This window comes from Acinetobacter bohemicus ANC 3994 (assembly GCF_000367925.1).
In the GTDB taxonomy this organism is placed as follows: domain Bacteria; phylum Pseudomonadota; class Gammaproteobacteria; order Pseudomonadales; family Moraxellaceae; genus Acinetobacter; species Acinetobacter bohemicus.
The window spans coordinates 132211-149572 of record NZ_KB849175.1; the positions used below are offsets into that span (position 1 = coordinate 132211).

Sequence of the window (17362 nt, forward strand, 5' to 3'; positions counted from 1 at the left end):
AGGTCTGATCATCGCGGGGTATAGAGGCTAAAGCGCATAGACCCGATTATCTTTCCCTTTATTGTTGACCATCTCAACCAATAAAGAGCCTATTAAAGAATACTTAAATCGAATTTAAGTATTTAAATCTTTAAGCCATTTTTTTTGCAGCTTTGTCAGTTCCACTTTTTCCACCAACTCTGGGCGGCGCTCAAGTGTACGCTGATAACGCTGTAAAAAACGCCATTTTTCAATATTGGCATGATGTCCTGATTTTAATACTTCAGGCACATCCAACCCTTGAAAATGGTCGGGCTTAGTATATTGCGGGCAGTCTAAAAGACCATCCACAAAAGAGTCCTGTATCGCAGACTGTTCATCAGACATTGTACCCGGAAGTCTCCGAATAATACTGTCCAATAAAACCATCGCAGGCAGTTCACCACCTGATAAAACATAATCACCAATGGACCATTCCTGATCAACATATTGCTGGATCAAACGTTCATCGACGCCCTCATAACGTCCGCACAATACAATTAATCCGTCATATTCAACAAACTGTTGTACTGCAACTTCGTTTAAGGTCTTTCCTTGTGGAGACATATACACCACAGGAACTTGAACACATCCCGCTTGCAAAGCAAGCTCTTTAGCATGATGAATCGCTTTTGCCAAAGGCTCTGCCATCATCACCATACCCGGACCACCACCAAATGGACGTTCATCCACTCTTTTGTAGTTGCCCGTCGCAAATTCACGTGGATTAATACAAGTGACTTGTACTATTTCACGTTTTGCCGCACGCCCGCTAATACCAAAATCTGTAATCGCTTCAAACATTTCAGGAAAAAGCGTAATGACTGCAAAAAACATCGCAGACTCCTCTATTTTCCTGCTGCGTTCATCCTTAAAGGACAAGCTTTTAAATATTTAGTAATCTACGCCCCAATTCACGTAGATACGACCAGCTTCGAGATCAACTCGCTGTACCACATCTTTATGCCATGGAATCATACGCTCTTCAGCATCAACGCTGTCTGGTGTTGCGTGAACCACCATCACATCATTGGCACCTGTCTCGAACATTTCATGGATTTTCCCGAGATTTACTTCTTGTTCAGCATCATCCAAACCTAACACGGTTAAGCCTTTCAAATCTGTCCAGTAAAACTCATCCATTCCTGCTTTCGGAAGTTGCGATTTTGAAATCCAAACATTTACGCCAACTAAGCTATCCGCTGCAGTGCGATCACTCACATCCTTTAACGAAACAACCAAGCCTTTGCCATGCGGTTTCCAACGTTTTACATCTACTGTTTGCCAACCTGCTTTGGTTTCAATGTACCAAGGAAGATAGTCAAAGATGTTGCTCATAGGTTCTGTATTGGAATAGACCCAGAGCCACCCATTTAATCCATATGCTGAACGTAACTGTCCAATCTGAATACGATCTTCGGGAACATTCTGTGTTGGTGTCATGGGCTTTCCTACTACTTAATTTAGAATTATGCAGCAGCTGCAGCTTTCTTAGCTTGAGCAGCTAAAGAAGCAACACGTTCAGACGGTTGAGCGCCTTGAGAAACCCAATGAGCAAAACGATCAGCATCTAAACGAAGTTTTTCTGCTTGACCTTGAGCTGTAGGGTTAAAGAAACCGATACGTTCGATGAAACGACCGTCACGTGCATTACGGCTATCAGTTACAATAATTTGATAGAACGGACGTTTTTTAGCACCACCGCGTGCTAGACGAATTACAACCATGATAAAAACCTTATAATTTTTACGGATTATCCCTGCGCCGACCATCGACAGCAATTCAAACCCCTTTCATAGAGGGCAATATTTTACGTTATATTTTCCATGAAAGGAAGATCAAAATTTATTTATCCACAGTTTGAATTTATATTTTAACGTCCGTCCCAGTTTGAGGTTGCCGAAGGCACACACGCTGAACCACCTTTATCTGAAGCTTTTGTCCAACAACGCTGACCACGATGATTCAATACAAGGTGTCCATCTCCAATTTGCGCATTCGTTGGAGTAGCTGTTAAAGTCCAAGTTCCCATACTCTGATCAGACAAAACCACAGTGTATAATGCTGTTCCTGATGAAGGAATTTGGCCTGAAACACCAATATCAGCTAAAGTCACAAAACTGCCATTTGCCTTTTCAAAGCTAAAGCGTGTGATTCTATATTTCTGCAATCTGTTTGCAATACCCATCATTTCACTTTGAGCATCAATCCTTTTCGCTCTACGCACCGAGTCTTGATAAGAGGGATAGGCAATTGCTGCTAAAATTGCAATAATCGCCACCACAATCATCAGTTCAACAAGAGTAAAGCCAGAAAAGTATTTACTTACCATTGTTCTTCCCCTGCATTTGTACCGCAAGCATCAAAAGTTACATTGGCTTTGGTTTTATTTTTACAGCGAATTCCACTACTGGTCATCAAAAAACTAAAGCTTTTTTCATCAGGACGTTCTGCACGAATTACCCAACTGCGACCATTTGCTGCAGTTGCTGTTAAGTCAGGATTTCCTGTTGTACCGTCTTTGATTTCAAAAGTATAATTTTGCACTGCATTTGGATTTAAGTTAAAACCCAAATAGTTAAAATTACGCGATTTCCAACGTTCAAGCTCACTGGCAATCCGCTGTATTTCCTGCTGAGCCTGCGCAGCATTGGCTCTACGCATATATTCCTGATAGCTAGGTATAGCGATTGCAGCAAAAATAGCCACAATCACCACCACTACCATCAACTCAATCAAGGTAAAACCTTTTTTGGTGGATAAAATATATTTCATATATCACCCATCATTTAATAAGAGTATTTTTTTCATACCAGCGTTGAGGAATCAAACACATCTGAGTTGCTTCTCCTTGACCGCTACTGCCTGTAGTAGTTACGATAATCCGCCCACCAGTATTGGCACAGTAGTTGGAACTACTCGCAACCTTACCACCATCCTTGCTTCCCCCACCTTCACCGCCTTCACCACCAGTACAGCTATCACCCGTACAATTATCATTACCTGTAGTGATATTTTGAATACCGATACCGATAGGTGCACCTCGGCTTCCTCCATCTTTAGGATCTTTAGACTTACATTGACCAAAAGGCAAACAGAATGAACTTAAGAAGCTTTCGCCTTTCACCCCTGCGCCGCAATCGCCAGATATACCTGGTTTACTACTATCAAAAGTAGATACATATAAACGATAATTCATTGCAAGCGGTGTACCGAAAACTTTCTCACTTTGTAGTTTATATTTATCACAGTCTGTTTTTGTACCATCACTACCCGCAACACAATTATCAAATTTGTAATACCAACCATTGGTCGAATAAGGTGCAATAAGTGTCGTATTCGTATAACGGTTATCTTCAGTTAATAGGCCTAAACTGGTCACATCTTTAGTATTCCAGCTGCTTGCAGTAAATAGGTCTTTACGTGCAACATCCTTATCATAAAGGTTATAAATTGCATCATATTCAACCCCAGCTGTAGTAGTAGTATAGCTTTGTAAAGGCTGGCTTCGGTTACCACTCCCTATTGAGATAACAGCAAATGTTGAGCCTTTTTCATTATAAATTGAGAAACTTGGCATATCGTAGAAGCGTGGGCTTTTACCATCAGTCTTATGAAGATTGAGCAATCTAACAGGTGCTTTAGCAAATGCCCCTAAAGTGGTGGCTTTATTATTTAAATCGACGCGGAAAATCTGCCCCCCCAAGTCCCCCACATATAGATGATCAGCCAAATCATCACCATCACGATCCACTGTACGAATTTCACTGACCACACTGTACTGTAAATTGTCATCTTTTCGACCAATTACCCCACTATTCGTCGTTACATCACTAGTCACTGCATTAGCACTTGCCCACCACAGCAAACTTCCCGCATCAGCACCCTCAGCGCTAAACATATAAACACCAGCACCTTTTTTATTGGTTTGGTTATAGTTATCGCTTTCATAGCCTTTTCCGTCTGCTCCACCCGTACGGTCATAACCGCCGCCAACAAACATCACCAGTTTACGCACCCCTCCCCAATTCACATAAGTAACTGTAGGTTTAGACCAACTCTCCCCCATGTAACTTAATGGCGTAGCCGAACTGGCAGCATCTGGATTAATATAAAAGTTTAGCTTGGGAGTATTGATATTTTGTAAATCTAAGGAATAATAGCTACGCCCCCCCATACGCAAGCCACCAAAAGCAAGCTGTTTACCTTTTTGGTTTGTACCTTTACCTGTCCCGACAGTTAGATTACCCGAATCATCAATCACATATTCGGTGTGTACAGTCCAAGGACCATCGACACCGTAGTAAAGGCTATTTACACCACCAGTAGTAGCAGTGTAGTTGCCAAAAGCTTGTTTTTGCTTATCCACCATTTCATTTGGTACAAAAGCAAATTTTTCTTGTCCAGTTACAGCATCAACAACCTGTAGTAGACCTTGTGTGGTACCAAACAGGACATAATCTTCTCGATTTGTTGAACCAATTTTTTTAGTAGTAGCGTTATAAGTCACTTTACCTTTATTCGTGACCAATACAGGTAAAGAGTGCATAACAGCTCCAACCTGACGAAGCTCAGCTGACGAAGCTAGTGAACTTGTGGTAATACTGCCCGGATTTGCAGCATCTACATTATAACCAAGCAAACTTATGAGATAGCCACGATTTGGGTCATCTTTATAAGTCGTATCTGAAAGATAGTTTAGATTTACAGTACGCAATGTATTATTACTACTGCTAAATGTTGCACTTGCACCTGTTCCGATACCAACACGGTTGGTTAAAAGTTTACGTTGCAAAACATTATTATCACTACGCAATTTGAGCTGTGACCACACACCACCTTTTGCAGCAAATTTTTTACTGCCAATAGTATTTTCATCACCATCAGCAATTGTTGCAGTATCACTAATACTAGCTGACCAGAAATCATATACGGCAGAAGTCAACTTGCCATTAGCATCATAGGTTGGTGTAATCAATCGACCACGACTATCTGTAACATCTTTATTACTTCTACCTTGCAATTTACCTGATGTACCAACAAGATATTTTTTTAGATTCCCCACCCAAAGGCTATACTCTTTATCAGGTGTCGGTTGGAATTGCTGATAATAAGCATCATCCTGCAGTACCGCAGGATTTAATGAATCTTTTGGAATAGTTGGTGAACCTGTAGTAACAGATGGAATTTCCTTACCCAAATCACCTAAAAATGAATTGACACTTTTTACAATATCTTCTGAACTATTACCGGAGTACCAACCGCCTTCACCAATAATACCCCAATACGCCGCTTTTTTTACATTAGTATCAATCGTTCCCAATGCTGCAATATTTTCTGCTTGTGTCTTCTTTTTATCAAAAGATGTGACATTATTGAAAGATGAACCAAAACCGACAACTGCTGTTTTAACTTTAAGACCGAGCGGATTAATTTTAGAATTATTTAATAATAGATAATCATTAAATGTATATGCACAGTTCCAATCATCACCAAACCCCAAAGCAGAACAACTAAATCCTGTGTTATTCAGCGCATTTTTCATTAAAGCAGTAGGAGATTGATTCGAAGTAGGCTCACCATCCGTTAACGCGTAAATACCCTGCCCACTGCATTTTTTAATATCTTCTGACTGAGTTAATGAATCTGGCGAACGATAACGGAATTCTTCAATGACTTTAGTTTCATCATAAGATTTTGGATAACCGCTATTTGATGTCGCAGTTTTAACATACCAATTAGAGCGATAGCATGTCCCATTATAGGTGACTCCACTAATATTATAGCTACATGCCACAGTATTAAAATTAGCATTACTAGGAATTGGACTAGTATTTGTTTCACTATCAAAAGCACTACATGTTCCATTAGTACTCCAAGATGTACAAGCTCTGTACCTTGTTGTATTACTTCGCACATATTGAAAATAATGCACTGTATTATTTCGTTGTGCTCTTTCTTGAGTATTTGTTCCCATCAAGTATGAGGCTGTCTCAGTATATGCTTTAAATGTTGGGGTACCGCCATCTGCTGATAAACCACGAACCTCATCAATTAAAATACTACGCTGGGTCTTGCCATTAACAAGATCACCTAAAGGTCGAGCTGGCACACGGACATAACCATCACTTCCCTGAAATGTTGACAGCCCAATCACTTTGTCATCTGATAACTTCATAATATTATTACTAGAATTACCATATAATAAATCAATTATGCCGTCTTTTAATCTGGTGATACGGTCATAATATTTAGTTGCACTACTGGATGAGCCATTTTGACACCACCTACGCTCATAGGCAGCAACACCACTAATATAAACATTCGTTTCTGTTTTAACAGTACTAGCACTTACACCACTCGGTAAATCACATGCACTACCTCCACCCGATGCATTCCTATTCATACTGCCTGATAAGTCAAACAACAACATAAGAGTAATCTGACCGGACTTCGCTTCTTGATAAATATCAATATCACTGGCTTGAGTCACACTGGTCGCTACCGTCCCCGTAAGTACTGCTGCAATACTGGTCGCAAGCAATTTATGACGATAGGATTTTTTTTCGCTATTTTGAGTCTGTTTCATCTTGCTATTCCCCATTTTATACAAAGTCTTGCGCAATCATGTATTCGGTTACTTGCGAGGTAAACGGTATATGTAAATTTGATAAACAATCAGTTACACTATCATCCACCCTTACACCATCAGCATCTTTGGCAGTAGATGGTGTAACACCCGATGGAATCGTAACTTCGCTCATATGTGAATTTAAACATGCATCTATCTTGGCACCACTTGTTGTCGTTAGGGTTGGCATAATAGACACCGCAAATACTTTTACAGGTTTATTTTTCTCAAACTTTACCCCTTTTTCATCAGTACCATATTGCATGCCATAAAAAGGATCACTATCTGATTGACTTGAAAACTTAACAGAAATTTGCGTCATGACTGCACGGCGGCCACTAGTAAAAAAATTACTCGTGGTTGCGGAAACACTGCAATAACCATCTGTTCCTAAAGTATTATTGATTGGAGCATTCCCTGACTGCCATACCATTAAGCTGGCACGATTAATATCAAAAAAGTCCGCTTCCTCTCCCATAAAACAGAAAACCAATTCCTTATCTTTATTCACTGCGCCATTAATATAACCAAACATGCCACTTGAACTTAAACTTTGAATCAAATTCGCTTCTCGTTCGACATTAAAGAATGCTGCATCAGAATTCTGCATCAATAACTGTTGCGCTTGGCTATTGGTAGCAACATTTAAAGAAATCAGACCTTTTTTAATTGCCAAAGTACCAATAACCGTAATCGCCAGTAACATGATCATGACCACAATCAGCGTTGCGCCACGTTGAGATGAATAGGATTTCATTATCTATCCCCAAAAGTATTGCGCAGAGCGATAGTTTGAGAAACAACTTGCCGAACATACTTCGGTGCATTAGCTGCTGGTTTTTTTACCTTAACAAGCTGATCTAAAACTTGAAATTCCTGATCATCTGATACAATCGCATCACTGCTGACCGACTGTCCCGAGCGCACTAAAGCACCAATTTGTACTGATAAAATACGTGGACGCAAACCCGCTGCAATTGCCATATAATCATTAACAGACATATAACGATAACTGGTATCATTTTGTACACCGAGCAAAACTCTAAAATGATCCACACGTTTCATAATGATTTCACCGCCTGTACTGCCAAATAATCGTGTATTTAATGCTTGAGATGGTGCACCACCCTCTATTCTCACCACCGTTGGCGTATCTGCTACGGCATAGAATCCTGCTTCACAGGCTAAAGCGAGCGGACTATTCGGTTCATTTTTCGCAGCATTTGCATCTGCTCGTAAAAAGTAACGCTGTACGATTACTTGCTGCCCAAATGGTTTAGTGCTTGTAGGGCTTTCTTTTTCAACCTTAAATTTTAACTCTCGACCCTCACAATCATAGCCACCCACCCATTCATCATCAGTGGTCGCTGTTGTATCTTTATTATCACGTACATATTGCGGTCTATACTGAATAGTAAGTTGATCGCTTAATATATCTGTAGCTGTTACGCTTCCGCCTCCATCTTGACCAATTTGTTGCACATTGGATGCTCCCGTCCATGCGGGTACAGTTCCGGCTGTCATTCCAGTACTTTTAGATAATACATTTACGCCTGCACTCGTCCCAATAATCGTTTTATATAAGTTACTTAATGGAACTGCTGGTACGGCAGGTGTAGTTGGAGTTGCTGGTACGGCAGGTGTCTGTGTTGCATTGACTGAAGATGTCAAAACCACACCACCATATTGAGTTTCATCATCAATATCTGCTTTTACTACGTTTAAATTAGTTAAGCGAATATCTTTAGCAATATAGTTCAATCCAAAATTAGCATTATCCTGCAAATCGGACATACCTGACTGTAAAACATAGCTTTTCTGCCCCGTAAGAAATAACATTATCGCCGCCGCCACAATGATTAATCCCAGTGCAAGAGCAATCATGAGTTCAACTAGCGTAAAGCCTGCGTGAAATTTAGTCATATTAATATAACTCCATAATCAAACAGGTTGAAGCAGGGTTGTATGCTGTACTATTGGTACAATCACCTTCACCAGTACCATCTGTAGCACTGGTATCTCCCCATGCAACATAGACGCAATTACGTCCATCACTATTCCCCTGACATTCAATCACATTCATGGTCATTCCTACTGACCGTGTACGAGTAGCAACTTGCGCTACATCAAAATCTGCAAGTTCAGCTGTAGTGCAATTTTCTGTAAAACAGTTTTTGGTTGAAGTCGTTTGTTCATCCGGATCTTCTATTTCTGCCATATAAGTGTCTATAACACCGCGATTTACACGCACTCTTTCCGCTAAATCTCGTGCAATATTGATAGCTTGCACACGGTAAGTACTCTCCAAAGTCACTTCCACCGCACGATATTGCAATGCAATAAAACCAAGCACACCGATTGCTAACACCAACATAGCAACCAACACTTCAATTAAACCAACCCCAGACTGATAATTTATTGTTTTCATTAACACGTCCCCTCTGTCACTTGTATTGTCCCCATCAAAGAGATGCTAATATTTTTAGATTTATTGCCGCCGCTTTTATTACAAATAATAAATGGTTTGCCGTTAATACCCGCTGCAAAGTTTTTAACACCCCCACTCAATAAAAAGGTGATTTCGGTGGGAGAAGCTGATTTTAATATCGTTTTATCTTGAGGTGCCCAATTCAATTGGGTAGGCGTATCAGCAACTATAGAATTTAATTGGAGCTTAACTTCTCTACGCTCTAACACTGCTTTAGAGCGTGCGTTATTTAACTGTCCAACTAACTCCTGAGTACTTCTATTCAAATTTTGACTTAAAATCATATCCCCAAAAGAAGGCGCAGCCATCATTGCAATAATCGCCATTATTGCAACGGTCACCATCAACTCAATTAAGGTGAACCCTTGATTTTTTTTTGTTTGCTGCATACTCCCCCCAGATAACAAAATTTTACCCTATTAAAAATAATACCTAACTTAATTACAAACTAAACACATAAAGGATAAAAGGCATAAAAAAACAGATAATTGCCAAAATACAATTACCTGTCAAATTAAGAATTTAAAGAGAATGTTACCTCTTTAACAGTTATGCCTGAATTACAGAGATACGTAACTCTTTCGGCAAACTAAAGGTAATATTTTCTTCACGCCCTGCAAGCTCTTCTGGGGCTTTGGCACCCCAATCCTGTAGTCGCTGTATAACTTGTTTGATTAAAATTTCTGGGGCAGATGCTCCAGCAGTGACCCCAATTTTAGTATTCTCATTAAACCATTTTTGATCCAGTTGATCCGCATTATCGACCAAATAAGCCTGCTTGCCCATACGTTCGGCAAGTTCACGTAAGCGATTTGAATTTGATGAATTTGGCGAACCGACCACTAAAACCACATCACATTGATTGGCTAAATCACGCACCGCATCTTGGCGGTTTTGTGTGGCATAGCAAATATCATCTTTACGTGGCCCTTGAATATGTGGAAATTTAGTCCGTAAAGCATCAATCACTTTGGCTGTATCATCAATCGACAAGGTGGTTTGCGTGACAAAAGCCACTTTTTCAGGATCTTTAACGGTTAATGCAGCAACATCTGCTTCATCTTCAACCAAATAAATTTCCCCACCATTTTTTTTATCATATTGTCCCATGGTACCTTCAACTTCTGGGTGACCTTCATGACCAATTAAAATCGCTTCCGTACCTTCACGGGCATATTTGGTCACTTCAATATGTACCTTGGTTACCAGTGGACAAGTTGCATCAAATACTTTTAACCCGCGACGTTCAGCCTCAATTTGCACAGCTTTAGATACGCCGTGTGCGCTAAAAATCACAATATTGTCATCTGGAACTTCATCCAGCTCATCAACAAAAATCGCTCCGCGCTGACGTAAATCATCCACAACAAATTTATTGTGTACCACTTCATGGCGCACATAAATGGGTGGATTAAAACACTCAAGTGCACGATTAACGATCGCAATTGCTCGGTCGACACCTGCACAAAAACCACGTGGATTGGCCAATACAATTTCCATAAGACCCTCAATGTTCACTCGAATTTAAACTGAATAATTTGAAATAAATGCAAACAAACTACGATCAGCTCTTTAGTTTGACGATAGTCTGCTCTAAAATAGAGAAGATATTTTATCATATCAGGAAAAATATCATGTCGGGTCTCTTGTTTGTCGTTTCTGCTGCATCTGGAACAGGCAAAACATCTCTGGTTAAAGCCCTACTTGAGCGTGTGAACAATTTACACGTTTCTGTCTCACACACAACTCGTGGTCAACGCCCGGGTGAACTCGACGGTGTACATTATCATTTTTCTCAAAAAGAAGATTTCCTTGCTTTAGTACAGCAAGGTGGTTTTATTGAATATGCTGAAGTATTTGGTAACTATTACGGTACAGCTCAAGCCACGGTAAAACAACAATTGGCTAAAGGTCATGATGTGTTACTTGAAATTGATTGGCAAGGTGCAGAACAAGTTCGTAAGCTTTTCCCTGAATCTCAACAAATTTTCATTTTACCGCCCAGCCAATTTGATTTGCGTCAACGCTTGTCTAATCGGGGCACCGACTCTGTCGAAGTGATTGAACACCGCTTAAGCTGTGCGGTTGAAGATATGCAACAATATCTTAACTTTGACTATCTGATTATTAATGATGACTTTAATAAGGCATTACACGACCTAGAATCGGTGATTATTGCCAATCGTTTGCGTTTGTCACAACAAGCCAATCGTCATCAAGAATTGATTCAACAATTAATAACTCCGATTGAGTAGTGATTAAAACTTGAGTCTACAGGCAAAGCCTTTTATACTGCTCAGTCTGTTCAAATTTAATATTCAAACGAGAATTCTTATGGCACGCGTAACCGTTGAAGATTGTTTAGACCATGTAGACAACCGCTTTGAGCTTGTACTAGTGGCAAGCAAGCGCGCGCGTCAATTGGCACGTCAAGGTATCGAACCAACTGTAGAGTGGGATAACGACAAACCGACTGTAGTGGCTTTACGTGAAATTGCTGCTGGTCATGTGTCGAAAGATATTTTGAAACAACGTGATCAAGACTATCAAACCTCAAGTCTTGACCTTGCACTTTCTGCAAACAACCTGAATTTAGATGGCTTTTCTTTCCAATAAGAAAAAAAATCTTGAAAAAGCCTAGTTTTTAACTAGGCTTTTTTATTGGATAACTTTTATATTTGCTCAATAACCGTTATAACATAAGTATAAAGGTACGTTATTTCAGAGGTATCTTTTTGCTTTTTTTTGAATGAAAAATTTGACAAGTCATGCAATATGTTTTTCATTAAAGGTCTAGCGATTTAAATTGTAGAAACTTAAGTAGTAAAGGTGTTATATGCCAGGCCCACAGGTCAGCCAAGCCAGACAACAGCTCAAAATCATTATCGACGCTTACCTAGATGCAAGCGATGTCGAGCGCGTGCTTGCGGCCTGCGATTATGCAGATCTTGCACATGATGGCGTGACGCGTAAGAGTGGTGAACCTTATATTTTACACCCGATTGCAGTCAGTAGCATTCTTTCGCATATGCGCTTAGATGCCGAAACTCTCATGGCCGCACTGTTACATGATGTGATTGAAGACACTGAATTCAATAAAGATGACATTGCGGAAAAATTTGGCCGCACAGTGGCCGAATTGGTCGATGGTGTGACCAAACTCAGCCATTCCAGCGATAAAGAATACAATAAGGCCGCCTCGTTCCGTAAAATTCTGCAAGCAACGCTACAAGACCCTCGTGTCATTATTATTAAACTTGCAGACCGTTATCACAACATGACCACTTTGGGCTCATTACGCCCAGATAAACGCATGCGTATCGCACAAGAAACTTCGGATATTTTTGTTCCGATGGCACGTATCGTCGGCATGAACGAAATGGCGGATAACTTAGAACATCTGTGCTATCAAAATCTTGATTTAGATATGTTTAATAATGTGCAAGAAGCATTATTACAAACCAAACCCAAACGCTGTGAATATCAAAGTCTTTGGGAAAAAAATCTGACTGAATTACTACAACAACATCAAATTTCTGGACGGATTAAAAAGAAAAATAACAATATTGAATTACTGCGTCACTTTGTCAAAAATGATATTGATCTACAAGAACTTACCCATAGTCATGCGTTTGAAATTATTTTACAGAGCATTGCTGACTGTGACCGTTTAGCAGAAATTTTGCGTGAAAATTTCCAAATTTTACATTATGAAGATCATATTCGTCGTCCACTCCCCGGCGGCAATCAATCGCTGATGATGCGCTTAAAAGGGGAAAAAACCACCTTATCACTGACTATTCAAACTGAGCTAATGCGTAAAGCAGCCCGTTTTGGTGTGATTCTCGGTGAAAATGCTCCCCAAGCTTGTCGTTCAGCCATTCAAGCCTCGATGCAAAATCTCAATGTCCTGATTGATGGCGCTTGCGCAAAGACCACCTTTAGCGACCTGTTAGATTATTTACATCAAGAAAAAATTTGGGTCTATACCCCACATGGCCATTTACACGAACTGCCGCAAGGCGCAACCGTCGTCGATTTTGCTTATTCAGCCAGTCTATTTTTAGGCAACCATGCTGTAGGCGCAAAAATAAATGGTGAAATCAAGCCGCTTTCTACACCATTGGTGAGTGGTCAAGTAATTGAAATTATTACTGATGTTTTAGCAACCCCCAATCCAGATTGGCTCAGCTTTATTAACACCCAAAAAGCACGACGTGCGATTCAAAATATTTTGCGCGATCAAGATATTGAAGAGCAACAATTGGTCGGCCAACAGGCCTTAAACCGCGCCCTTAAACTCTTTAATCGTTCAATCACAGATTTAACCGATGCCGATTGGTTGGATATCCTGCAATGGCGGCATATTGAATCTCAAGAACAACTCTTTGAACAAATTGCCGTGGGTGATTTACTGCCTCAATTGGTTGCAAATCATCTATTTGCACAAGGTCAAAACATCGATCCTCAAGCTTCCACGCGCCTGATTCAAGGCACGGAAGGCGTTGATGTCAAATATGCCCATTGCTGCAACCCTGTACTCGGCGACCCGATTCAAGGACATTTATCCCGCCGTGGCTTAATTGTACATCGTGCACGTTGTCATAATCTTTTGCACGAACAACATTTGCATCCAGAAAATATCATGCCTTTACATTGGACGTCAGATGATGCGAATGACATTAGTTTTACAGCTTACCTAAGTGTTGATATGGTCATGAATGATGAACAAATCTCTGACCTGATCTATCAATGCCGTAAAGAAAAAACTGGTGTAGAAATGGTACACAGCCATGAAGGCAAAACTTACGTCAACATTGTGGTACACAATCGTAAGCAAATTGCACAAATCATTCGTGATTTACGCATGCATTTTGGCTTTCCGCGCATTACCCGCTTAGCTCAACCGATTAATATTTCAGAAGCATCAAAAGCAAGTTAATTCAATCATATCCCCCTTTAATCCATGGATATGCGCTATGATGTTTGCAGACAATATAAGGAGAAATCAATGTCCCGCCAAGTCATTCATACTGAAAATGCACCTGCAGCAATTGGTACCTATTCTCAAGCAATTTTAGTGGGAAATACGCTGTACCTTTCAGGTCAAATTGGTTTAGACCCTTACAGTATGGAATTGGTTGAAGGTATTGAGGCACAAATTCGTCGCGTATTTGATAATTTAAAAGCAGTCTGTGAAGCAGCAGGTGGTTCGCTGGCAGACATCGCTAAACTGAACATTTTCATGACTGATCTTTCGCACTTCCAGCTGGTGAATCAGATTATGGGTGAATACTTTGCACAGCCTTACCCTGCACGTGCAGCATTAGGCGTGGCAAGCTTACCTAAAGGTGCTTTAGTCGAAATGGATGGCATTGTCATTATTAACAATTAAAAATCATATAGTTAAATATTTTTATCAAACACCACCAATAAAGTGGTGTTTTTTTATTCAAAAATCCAATTAAAATGAATAACATTTCAAATGAAATACATTGACAAACGATAACAATTATCAATAATATCACTTATCCCATTTCACTCTTATGGTTAGCCTCAAATGTACGTTTGTTTATGTCGTGGTATTACCGATCAAGATATTAAAGATGCCGTAGCAAATGGTGCTGAAAGCTATCGTGAAATTCGTGATTTACTTGATCTAGGAACATGTTGTGGTCGATGCGCGCCAGAAGCTCGCGCGATCATTAGTGATGAACTCTCAGATCTGGCTGCTCGTCTGTCTTATGCCGCTTAAAATTCTATTCTTATAATCATACCGTTTTGATGATCGAAAGATCACTCCTCCCCCGCTTATGACTCTAAGCGGGTTTTTTATGCTTTTCTCATGCTAAATGAACGCTTTAATTGCTCTTGATTGCGATTTTCATTTGCCGTTCTATAAATTACTCGCCATTATTTCTGTTCTTGTTTAAAATAATTGCAATAATAATTTTTGATTGCCTGACAAATGGTTAAGGCAGAAATTGTTGATGGAGTATTTCCCATGAAAGGCAATCGCGATGTGATTAATCAGTTAAATCAGGTGCTGTTCCACCATTTAACGGCTATTAACCAATATTTTCTCCATTCACGTATGTTTAATGACTGGGGAATTGAACAATTGGGTTCTGCGGAATACAAAGAATCGATTCAGCAAATGAAACATGCAGATAAAATTATTGAGCGTATTTTATTTTTAGAAGGTTTACCGAATTTACAACATTTAGGTAAGTTGTATATTGGCCAACACACCATTGAAGTGCTCAATTGTGATGTGCGTAAGGTCAAAGAAAATATTGAAACATTACAAAAAACCGTCAGCCTAGCGGAACAAGAACTTGATTATGTCACCCGTGACCTTGTGCAAGAAATTTTAGAAAAAGAAGAAGCTTACTGGGACTGGACCACAACTCAACTCGATTTAGCTGAAAAAGTGGGCATCGAAAATTATATTCAAAGCCAAATTTAATCCAAAAAATAGCCAGTCAATTGACTGGCTATTTTACATTTGCTGTTCTACTTTTTAGAAATGGGTTGGGCTAATGATGCATAATCCAGATCCATTTTTCCTAATTTTTTAAGTAGCCACAGCTGATGTCTGGCTTCTTTTTCATGACCATTAAAAGCCAGTGCTTTGGCATATTTAATCAAATCATATTTGGTCGGATAGTTTAAAACCATTTCCCGAATTTCGTTCAATTCCTGCTGATTAAGCTTGGTATAGGGACTCATACGAATCCATGCAATTCGTCGATCAAATTCTTCAAGCAAATAAATGGGCTTTTGATTGGTTATTTTTTCAGGTGTTTTTTCATAACGTATCGATTGATTCAGTTTTGCAGCAGCAACCGAATAATCTCGAATAATCAATCCCAATAACAACAGTGACACAACATAAACCACACGCATATAATTGGGTGAAAGCGTAATGGTCTTGATATTGAGTTGTTGTGATTGCACTAGCCCCAGAATAAAGCCAACAGGAAGCAAGAAATAAGCATAATATTGCGGGAATTCGAGCATGGCATGAACCAGCACCGCCCCAATCATCAATATACCAATTACGGACTCCACTGAATTAACATGCTTATTCAGCTGATAGCCCCAATAACCAAAGTAGGCCAAAAATGGAATGCCGATCAGTAAGCCATTCCACAACACAAAATCAAGAATGAAATTATGGGCGCTACGTATCCAGACGGGTCCCTGAAAATGATCACTGACCAGAGTATAAGCCACACTGGTTTGATTCCAACCATAGCCCCACCAAGGGCGATCTAAAATGGCATGCAGCATTTGTTCCCAAATGGCTAAGCGAGACATATCCCCTGTTGCACGCTCAGCAGCCGTTTTGGTCTGAGCGATATCGACATTTGTGACCTGTCCAATCCATTGCGTAGCGATAGGTAATAGCGCAATTAAACCGATAAAGAGCGCAAGCCATGCAAGTGTGTAATACCACCTAAGTGTGATCAATCCCCTATATTGCTGATAAGCGCCGTAAACAAGGATACATAAGCACGCGACCCAAGAAGTACGAGACTGACTAAGCGCCACAGCAAAGATCAAAATAAAGGTACAAAGACTGAGAACCCACGTTTTTATTTTCTGTTTTTCATATAAATATACGCAACCGAGTAATGACATGATTAAAAATGTCGCCATGTTATTCGGTTGAGCAAAATTTGCGTAGGGTCGAACAGCATTTTGCATATTCACCATACCCGGAATATGAGCATCTAGAGTTAACCATTGGCAAATGGCAATGATGCCAGTCAGTGTTCCGGACAAAAATAAAAGCGTGCTAAAGCCAATAAAAATCTTTTCTCTGTCAAGTTTACTTTGGGTCAGGTTATATCCCAACACGCTGCACAGCCAAAATCCTAAAACAAAGAGTGAACAGAGTAAGGCCTTGTCAAAGAAGAAAAGTTCACCGCAGAAATATTGTAATAGAGGCACGCCAACCAAAAACAATAAAGGTAAACTGATAACAGGCAACTTAATATTATCTTTTAGATAGATGGCAGCAAGGGCAAATAAGGATAAAAAGGCAAATAACTCGCCTGTATACGTCACCCACGGGCGGTAATGAATAGGCAAAAGCCAGCTGAGGGCAATGAATACACTAGCTAAAAGCAGTAAAAAAAATTTCATGATTAGATCAGTGAAAATAGAATGGGCATATGATAATAAAAAAGCAGATTAAATGATAATCTGCTTTTCTT

Annotated in this window: 18 protein-coding genes; 6 read left to right on the forward strand and 12 right to left on the reverse strand. The window is 39.9% G+C overall.

Annotated elements, in window-relative coordinates; all coding sequences use genetic code 11:
- Window positions 1-114: 114 nt before the first annotated feature.
- The 11 genes from trmD to ispH form a co-directional block, all read right to left on the reverse strand.
- Window positions 115-855 carry a tRNA (guanosine(37)-N1)-methyltransferase TrmD gene (gene trmD / locus F994_RS11105; protein ID WP_004650565.1) on the reverse strand — a complete coding sequence of 247 codons (741 nt, stop codon included), beginning with the start codon at window positions 853-855 and terminating at the stop codon, window positions 115-117.
- 57 nt (window positions 856-912) lie between these two features.
- Window positions 913-1461 (reverse strand): ribosome maturation factor RimM, encoded by a 549-nt coding sequence (gene rimM, locus F994_RS11110; RefSeq protein ID WP_004650566.1) that lies wholly within the window; start codon window positions 1459-1461, stop codon window positions 913-915.
- Window positions 1462-1487: 26 nt separating this feature from the next.
- Window positions 1488-1745: a 30S ribosomal protein S16 gene (gene rpsP, locus F994_RS11115; RefSeq protein WP_004650567.1), complete on the reverse strand. Its 258-nt coding sequence runs from the start codon at window positions 1743-1745 to the stop codon at window positions 1488-1490.
- Between the two features lie 146 nt (window positions 1746-1891).
- Complete coding sequence (locus tag F994_RS11120; protein ID WP_004650568.1) at window positions 1892-2350, reverse strand: type IV pilin protein; 459 nt, start codon at window positions 2348-2350, stop codon at window positions 1892-1894.
- Window positions 2344-2793, reverse strand: coding sequence for a type IV pilin protein (locus F994_RS11125; RefSeq protein ID WP_004650569.1), 450 nt, complete (start codon window positions 2791-2793; stop codon window positions 2344-2346). Before F994_RS11125 ends, F994_RS11120 begins: the two co-directional genes overlap by 7 nt.
- 10 nt (window positions 2794-2803) lie before the next feature.
- Window positions 2804-6607: a pilus assembly protein gene (locus F994_RS11130; RefSeq protein ID WP_004650570.1), complete on the reverse strand. Its 3804-nt coding sequence runs from the start codon at window positions 6605-6607 to the stop codon at window positions 2804-2806.
- 16 nt (window positions 6608-6623) lie between these two features.
- Window positions 6624-7406, reverse strand: coding sequence for a pilus assembly PilX family protein (locus tag F994_RS11135; protein WP_004650571.1), 783 nt, complete (start codon window positions 7404-7406; stop codon window positions 6624-6626).
- Entirely contained in the window at window positions 7406-8572 is a 1167-nt protein-coding gene (locus tag F994_RS11140; RefSeq protein ID WP_004650573.1) for a PilW family protein, read from the reverse strand. The genes F994_RS11135 and F994_RS11140 overlap by 1 nt, the downstream gene beginning before the upstream one ends.
- 1 nt (window position 8573) lies before the next feature.
- On the reverse strand, window positions 8574-9077 hold the full coding sequence (gene pilV, locus F994_RS11145) for a type IV pilus modification protein PilV (RefSeq protein ID WP_004650574.1): 504 nt from the start codon (window positions 9075-9077) through the stop codon (window positions 8574-8576).
- The gene (locus F994_RS11150; protein WP_034697094.1) at window positions 9077-9526 is read right to left on the reverse strand and encodes a GspH/FimT family pseudopilin; all 450 of its coding nucleotides are present in this window, start codon (window positions 9524-9526) and stop codon (window positions 9077-9079) included. The genes pilV and F994_RS11150 overlap by 1 nt, the downstream gene beginning before the upstream one ends.
- 160 nt (window positions 9527-9686) lie before the next feature.
- Window positions 9687-10637 (reverse strand): 4-hydroxy-3-methylbut-2-enyl diphosphate reductase, encoded by a 951-nt coding sequence (gene ispH, locus F994_RS11155; RefSeq protein ID WP_004650576.1) that lies wholly within the window; start codon window positions 10635-10637, stop codon window positions 9687-9689.
- 134 nt (window positions 10638-10771) lie between these two features.
- Between ispH and gmk the strand changes: the two genes are divergently transcribed.
- The 6 genes from gmk (at window position 10772) to bfr (ending at window position 15606) form a co-directional block, all read left to right on the forward strand.
- Window positions 10772-11392, forward strand: coding sequence for a guanylate kinase (gmk, locus tag F994_RS11160; RefSeq protein ID WP_004650577.1), 621 nt, complete (start codon window positions 10772-10774; stop codon window positions 11390-11392).
- Window positions 11393-11471: 79 nt separating this feature from the next.
- On the forward strand, window positions 11472-11753 hold the full coding sequence (gene rpoZ / locus F994_RS11165; protein ID WP_004650579.1) for a DNA-directed RNA polymerase subunit omega: 282 nt from the start codon (window positions 11472-11474) through the stop codon (window positions 11751-11753).
- Window positions 11754-11973: 220 nt separating this feature from the next.
- Window positions 11974-14079 carry a RelA/SpoT family protein gene (locus F994_RS11170; RefSeq protein ID WP_004650580.1) on the forward strand — a complete coding sequence of 702 codons (2106 nt, stop codon included), beginning with the start codon at window positions 11974-11976 and terminating at the stop codon, window positions 14077-14079.
- Between the two features lie 69 nt (window positions 14080-14148).
- The gene (locus F994_RS11175) at window positions 14149-14532 is read left to right on the forward strand and encodes a RidA family protein (RefSeq protein ID WP_004650581.1); all 384 of its coding nucleotides are present in this window, start codon (window positions 14149-14151) and stop codon (window positions 14530-14532) included.
- A 165-nt stretch (window positions 14533-14697) separates the two neighbouring features.
- Window positions 14698-14892 (forward strand): bacterioferritin-associated ferredoxin, encoded by a 195-nt coding sequence (locus F994_RS11180; RefSeq protein ID WP_004650582.1) that lies wholly within the window; start codon window positions 14698-14700, stop codon window positions 14890-14892.
- 249 nt (window positions 14893-15141) lie between these two features.
- Complete coding sequence (bfr, locus tag F994_RS11185; protein ID WP_004650583.1) at window positions 15142-15606, forward strand: heteropolymeric bacterioferritin subunit Bfr; 465 nt, start codon at window positions 15142-15144, stop codon at window positions 15604-15606.
- Window positions 15607-15653: 47 nt separating this feature from the next.
- On the opposite strand, the gene F994_RS11190 is transcribed toward bfr, so the two are convergent.
- Window positions 15654-17291 carry an O-antigen ligase family protein gene (locus F994_RS11190; RefSeq protein ID WP_004650584.1) on the reverse strand — a complete coding sequence of 546 codons (1638 nt, stop codon included), beginning with the start codon at window positions 17289-17291 and terminating at the stop codon, window positions 15654-15656.
- Window positions 17292-17362 lie beyond the last annotated feature (71 nt).

Excerpts from the sequence above, each read along its gene's own strand:
- pilV (WP_004650574.1), bottom strand. The coding sequence starts at position 9,077 with ATGAAAACAATAAATTATCAGTCTGGGGTTGGTTTAATTGAAGTGTTG.
- rpoZ (WP_004650579.1), top strand. The coding sequence starts at position 11,472 with ATGGCACGCGTAACCGTTGAAGATTGTTTAGACCATGTAGACAACCGC.
- F994_RS11175 (WP_004650581.1), top strand. The coding sequence starts at position 14,149 with ATGTCCCGCCAAGTCATTCATACTGAAAATGCACCTGCAGCAATTGGT.
- bfr (WP_004650583.1), top strand. The coding sequence starts at position 15,142 with ATGAAAGGCAATCGCGATGTGATTAATCAGTTAAATCAGGTGCTGTTC.
- F994_RS11170 (WP_004650580.1), top strand. The coding sequence starts at position 11,974 with ATGCCAGGCCCACAGGTCAGCCAAGCCAGACAACAGCTCAAAATCATT.
- F994_RS11130 (WP_004650570.1), bottom strand. The coding sequence starts at position 6,607 with ATGAAACAGACTCAAAATAGCGAAAAAAAATCCTATCGTCATAAATTG.
- F994_RS11135 (WP_004650571.1), bottom strand. The coding sequence starts at position 7,406 with ATGAAATCCTATTCATCTCAACGTGGCGCAACGCTGATTGTGGTCATG.
- trmD (WP_004650565.1), bottom strand. The coding sequence starts at position 855 with ATGTTTTTTGCAGTCATTACGCTTTTTCCTGAAATGTTTGAAGCGATT.
- rimM (WP_004650566.1), bottom strand. The coding sequence starts at position 1,461 with ATGACACCAACACAGAATGTTCCCGAAGATCGTATTCAGATTGGACAG.
- rpsP (WP_004650567.1), bottom strand. The coding sequence starts at position 1,745 with ATGGTTGTAATTCGTCTAGCACGCGGTGGTGCTAAAAAACGTCCGTTC.
- F994_RS11120 (WP_004650568.1), bottom strand. The coding sequence starts at position 2,350 with ATGGTAAGTAAATACTTTTCTGGCTTTACTCTTGTTGAACTGATGATT.
- F994_RS11190 (WP_004650584.1), bottom strand. The coding sequence starts at position 17,291 with ATGAAATTTTTTTTACTGCTTTTAGCTAGTGTATTCATTGCCCTCAGC.
- F994_RS11140 (WP_004650573.1), bottom strand. The coding sequence starts at position 8,572 with ATGACTAAATTTCACGCAGGCTTTACGCTAGTTGAACTCATGATTGCT.
- ispH (WP_004650576.1), bottom strand. The coding sequence starts at position 10,637 with ATGGAAATTGTATTGGCCAATCCACGTGGTTTTTGTGCAGGTGTCGAC.
- F994_RS11150 (WP_034697094.1), bottom strand. The coding sequence starts at position 9,526 with ATGCAGCAAACAAAAAAAAATCAAGGGTTCACCTTAATTGAGTTGATG.
- gmk (WP_004650577.1), top strand. The coding sequence starts at position 10,772 with ATGTCGGGTCTCTTGTTTGTCGTTTCTGCTGCATCTGGAACAGGCAAA.
- F994_RS11125 (WP_004650569.1), bottom strand. The coding sequence starts at position 2,793 with ATGAAATATATTTTATCCACCAAAAAAGGTTTTACCTTGATTGAGTTG.
- F994_RS11180 (WP_004650582.1), top strand. The coding sequence starts at position 14,698 with ATGTACGTTTGTTTATGTCGTGGTATTACCGATCAAGATATTAAAGAT.